This is a genomic window from Candidatus Pelagibacter communis (genome assembly GCF_001179945.1).
GTDB classification, from domain to species: Bacteria; Pseudomonadota; Alphaproteobacteria; order Pelagibacterales; family Pelagibacteraceae; genus Pelagilacustribacter; species Pelagilacustribacter ubique_A.
Genome location: NZ_CVSG01000034.1, coordinates 1 through 1100, shown reverse-complemented (window position 1 = coordinate 1100; position 1100 = coordinate 1). Strand labels below are relative to the sequence as shown.

Below are 1100 nucleotides of genomic sequence, written 5' to 3'. Positions count from 1 at the left end.
GAGATTTTTGTGAATTTGACTTTCATTTAAAATTTCATTTGATGAGGCACAAATAGAGATGTTAAAAAAAAGGATTAAATAAAGTATCGTTATTTTCATTAGGATTTTATAATTTCTTTTATTTCCTCTAAATCTCTTTCATTAAGAGGACCAATAATCTTTTTTAAAATATTAAATTCATTATCAATCAATATAGTCTCAGGTATACCATAAATTCCAAAATTGATTGATTGTTTTCCAGAGCTATCTTTTGCAAGGTAATGGTACGGATCGCCAAGTTCTTCTAAAAATTTTAAAGCATTAATCTTTTTGTCTTTAAAATTAATACCTAATATTTTGAGATGTTGATACTTTGATAACATCATTAAATATGGATGTTCAACTCTACACGGTGCGCACCACGATGCCCAAAAATTTATTAAAGTATATTTATTGTTTTTAAAATTATCATTAGTAAAAAATTTTTCACTTTGTAGGCTTTGTAATTTAATATCAGCTATTTTATTTCCGACTAGAAATTTAGTATCGTAATTAGAACTTCTATTTAAAGATAGATAAAATATTCCAAGAATGAATACTAATAAAGATACTGTGATTAATTTAATTATATTTTGCATGTCTTAGTAAACTTAGAAAACCTCCTAACGAAAGAATAACAACTGATATCCAAATCCAAATCATAAGTGGTTTTTTTTGAAATTTGATATTGTAATAGTCAGACCGATCAATATTACTCATGGTTAAGTAATAATCTCTTATAAAATTTGTTTGAATTGAAGCTTCGTAGGTTAAAGTTTTAGGATTATCGTAAATTCTTATTTCGGGTTTTAAAAGTCTCTCTTCTTTAGTTAATAGGTCGTTAACTTTTAGTTGGCCAATTACAGCTTTAAAGTTTGTATCTTGAACTAACTTTAAATCTTTAAGATGAAATTTAAAATTATCAATTTTTTTGGTTTCTCCTATTTTTAAATTGAAATCTTTTTCAATCGAGAAATTGTGATTTAATCCGATAAATAGGATAAGAAATCCAAAAGATAAATGCGATATAACTCTTGGAAAATTAAAACTTTTTTTTTTAAAAAGATCTATAATAGATGATA

At 24.7% G+C, this 1100-nt stretch carries 2 protein-coding genes; both read right to left on the bottom strand.

The annotated features are described in order from the left end of the window. Positions 1 to 98: 98 nt before the first annotated feature. The gene (locus AMN78_RS00970; RefSeq protein WP_075533757.1) at positions 99 to 617 is read right to left on the bottom strand and encodes a DsbE family thiol:disulfide interchange protein; all 519 of its coding nucleotides are present in this window, start codon (positions 615 to 617) and stop codon (positions 99 to 101) included. After that, positions 601 to 1100 (bottom strand): cytochrome c-type biogenesis CcmF C-terminal domain-containing protein (locus AMN78_RS00965; RefSeq protein WP_306452601.1); only part of this gene is annotated, 500 nt, incomplete at its 5' end. The genes AMN78_RS00970 and AMN78_RS00965, both read right to left, overlap by 17 nt.